Raw genomic sequence first — 3,159 nt, 5'->3', positions numbered from 1 at the left:
GTCTGTAAATCTACGCTTCATAAGTGTTCTCCATTGTTCAAAATAATGAAAACACTAACTACCTACTGGATCAACATTCGGGGAGAGGAGCAAACTCAATGGAGATCGATCAAATTACAAATTCACTATGATTGACGGCGAAGCTCGTCGTTATGGGACATGTGACTTTGAGGTGGATTTTAAAGGGAAGTTGGCAGAGCCCATGCCATCGGTACGCGGTGACATTGCTCGTATCTATTTTTATATGCGCGACCAATACGGCATTCGTTTATCGAAACAGCAAACCCGATTGTTGGAAGCGTGGGCGAAATCTGATCCCGTTGACGAAGTTGAACGTCATCGGGATCAGCGTATCATTGAGATTCAGGGGAATGGAAATCCGTATGTGAAATAGGCCTTTGCGATCTCTATTTGATTCAGTCCATATTTAATCTGACATATGAGAATTACGGAAAATAAAAATTTTCATGCTAACATGAAGGTGTCTACATCATGTACGGAATTCATTATGCTTTCCTTCTTAACTCCATGAGCGGCAGCTAATTCTGCACTTATATGCAAAGCCTTTAAATTATTTTCAATATTAAAGGCAGCCTCTGTAAGGGACCCTAACTTATCAAACTCTGTGGTAATTTCTTGAACTAAAATTTTATATTTTTCGTCCAATTGATTTAGATACACTTCAAGGTCTTCCCTAATCTTTTTTGTCGTAATCATATTATTTGAGCCAAGGGATTTAGCTATAAGAGTACCAGCAAGAGAACCAATGACTGAGCCAAGTACTGGAATGGGAATGGCTGCTTGCCCAGCGACTGTCGCAAATCCGACTATTGCTGTCTCTGAACAAACAATATAGCTAAGCTCGATAAATTCTTCTTGGTTAATCTCACCTTTCTCAAGGTCTGAGGCCAATGATCCAATACCTTTAACTGCACTTACCATAGCTGCTGCAAATGGAGCAGATAACTGAGCATAGTTTGTTAGTGTATAAATTGCAGCACCAGATGTAGCACCAATTGCTCCACCTTTTGACGTTTCAACGCCAACTTCCTTCCAATCATCTAGAGAAAAATCACCAGCATAAAACTTCTTACCCTCTTTATACTTTTTATATAACCCTGTCGTTAGAGAAACAGTAGCTCCTACAGCTGCAGCAATCGCTGTTGCTTGGAGCCCTTCATGTAAATTTGCCTGATGGTCTTCGGATATTTGTTCTTTGATTTCCTGATTTTGTTCTGAAAGTGTTTCTTCATGGCCATCAAGTGTTTTATGAATAACGCCTTGTTGAACCTCGTTATAATCTGATTGTCCCGGTCGCACTACTTCATTGAAAGGTAATCCACTCTGAGTTTCTATTTCTGTGATTTTTTTCTTAATTGCTTCTATTGTTGAGAGCTTTAAGCCTTCAACATCTTTACCATCGATGATTTTCTGAATAATTTCATATTCATTTTTGGGTATATGGTAAAAAGATCCGTCACGTCCAAAACTGCTGTATTTTTCCATATGCTCAATTACTGCACTTAGATTATTATTAGTGCCGTTTAAGAACTTGGATTGGACCTGAATGCCATCGATAATGTAATCCTCTGGTGCAGTTCTGCCTACACCTTCGAATGTAGCACGAAATTCATCACCATTTAATGCTGAACGAGCGTTTCGTATTCCAACTTCGACTTGTTCAGCTATTTCACCGTGCTTGGTTTTGTCACTACCCAGAATGTTTTCTGGTGAACCAACGAATTCACGGACTTTATCAATCTGGTCAATCGCACTTTTAAAATGGTTATCTTGTATTTGCTGTTGCAACAATTCATCAGTAATTCGAATTTGATTTATGTTATTTATAAAAGCACCTGAAACTTGATCTGCTGTATGTTGGTTTTTCATTTTTAAGCGACCTTCTTATTGATTAGTTCAGACAGGGAGTTAATGTGATTTATCAAAGCTCCAATTTTTTGTTTGTCTGCTAATGTAAATTGGTCATAGTTTGAAGGAGCTTCTTGTTGCAAATCACTTAAAAGGTTTAATACACCTATCGAATGTTGTTTTGTTAGCTGTATCAGTTTACTTAGTTCTAATTTAGATGCTTCAAGTGTTTTGTTAGCTAATTCAATCTCTTTTGTTTTTTCATTAGCTTCTTGAGCAATTTTCTTATTTTTAGATGAAAAATAGAGTCCGCTACCAAGAATAGATACAGCCCCAATGCCAATTCCTATTGGCCCTGCAAGAGCCAAGAAAGCTGTTCCACCTGCCATGCCTGCACCTCCCGCACTTAATGCACCTCCCCCTAACCAAGCGAGTGCTGCATTTGTGGCTGCTGCTCCACCCAGTGTGGATATTGCGGTACCCGTGGAAGCCGTTCCAAAAGTTGTCGCAACAGCCATAGCGGCAGATGGCATTAAAGCCGCGGTACCCACCCCTGCTGCTGTACCAGCTATCGCACTCCCGCCAGCTTTAAAGTTTGTATCAACCGCTAAAGCACTAAACTCTTTAATTAGATTGTTAAAGATTGCAAATTCAGCTTTGTAAAATGAGAAACTTTTTTCAAACTCTTTTGGAGAATTTGCTAGTTGATTGATGTAACCTTCCACGTTCTTAATTACTTTTGCTCCATCATTCTCGCGAAGGCTATGTAATAAAACTGCTGCATGTTGAACTTCGCTTACATTTGCATCATAAATTTCAACTGTTTTTTCTAAATTCGAGATAGATTCTTTTTTTACAGTTCTATTAAACATTCAATTTCTCCATTATTTTTTAGTGGTAAGCATCAGGTATAATACTCAGTCAAATCTTCTACGTCCTCGCCCCATGTATATAGGTGCCAGTCCATTTCTTTTCTGCCGCTGGCTTTGAAGCGTACAATCAGGCTTCCATCCTCTGTTTCTTCAAAAGATTGAGTGGGATGAAAGATAAATTCCATGGCATCCGCCGTAACTCTAGGTGAGAACTTCCAGACGACATCATATTGATGCTCTTCCTGAAAAACACCAAAGGATCGTTCAGCATAGGATTGAAGTGAAAAGTTCTTATCTCGCTCAAATACAATTTCTTTGCTTACTACTGGCGTAGCCCCCAAAAAGTGATCCACACGAAATGTTAGTTTTTCTGGCTTATTCAAATCCATGGATAAGGAGAAAAGACATGGGAAAACTG

At 39.1% G+C, this 3,159-nt stretch carries 3 protein-coding genes and 1 pseudogene; 1 reads left to right on the top strand and 3 read right to left on the bottom strand.

The genetic code is table 11. The annotated features are described in order from the left end of the window. Positions 1-100: 100 nt before the first annotated feature. Positions 101-394, top strand: a pseudogene (locus tag Q397_RS23610) (endonuclease); the annotation flags it as partial. 71 nt (positions 395-465) lie between these two features. Here the strand turns inward: Q397_RS23610 and Q397_RS0119940 are convergent. The 3 genes from Q397_RS0119940 to Q397_RS23605 form a co-directional block, all read right to left on the bottom strand. Next, on the bottom strand, positions 466-1,890 hold the full coding sequence (locus tag Q397_RS0119940) for a hypothetical protein (RefSeq protein ID WP_028880889.1): 1,425 nt from the start codon (positions 1,888-1,890) through the stop codon (positions 466-468). Between the two features lie 2 nt (positions 1,891-1,892). Further along, the gene (locus Q397_RS0119935) at positions 1,893-2,741 is read right to left on the bottom strand and encodes a hypothetical protein (RefSeq protein ID WP_028880888.1); all 849 of its coding nucleotides are present in this window, start codon (positions 2,739-2,741) and stop codon (positions 1,893-1,895) included. A gap of 32 nt (positions 2,742-2,773) precedes the next feature. After that, positions 2,774-3,159 (bottom strand): helix-turn-helix transcriptional regulator (locus Q397_RS23605; RefSeq protein ID WP_038015054.1); only part of this gene is annotated, 386 nt, incomplete at its 5' end.

This window comes from Terasakiella pusilla DSM 6293, assembly GCF_000688235.1.
Taxonomy (GTDB): domain Bacteria; phylum Pseudomonadota; class Alphaproteobacteria; order Rhodospirillales; family Terasakiellaceae; genus Terasakiella; species Terasakiella pusilla.
Note: the sequence above shows the minus strand (reverse complement) of the source record. Positions and strands in the feature narration are given on the sequence as shown.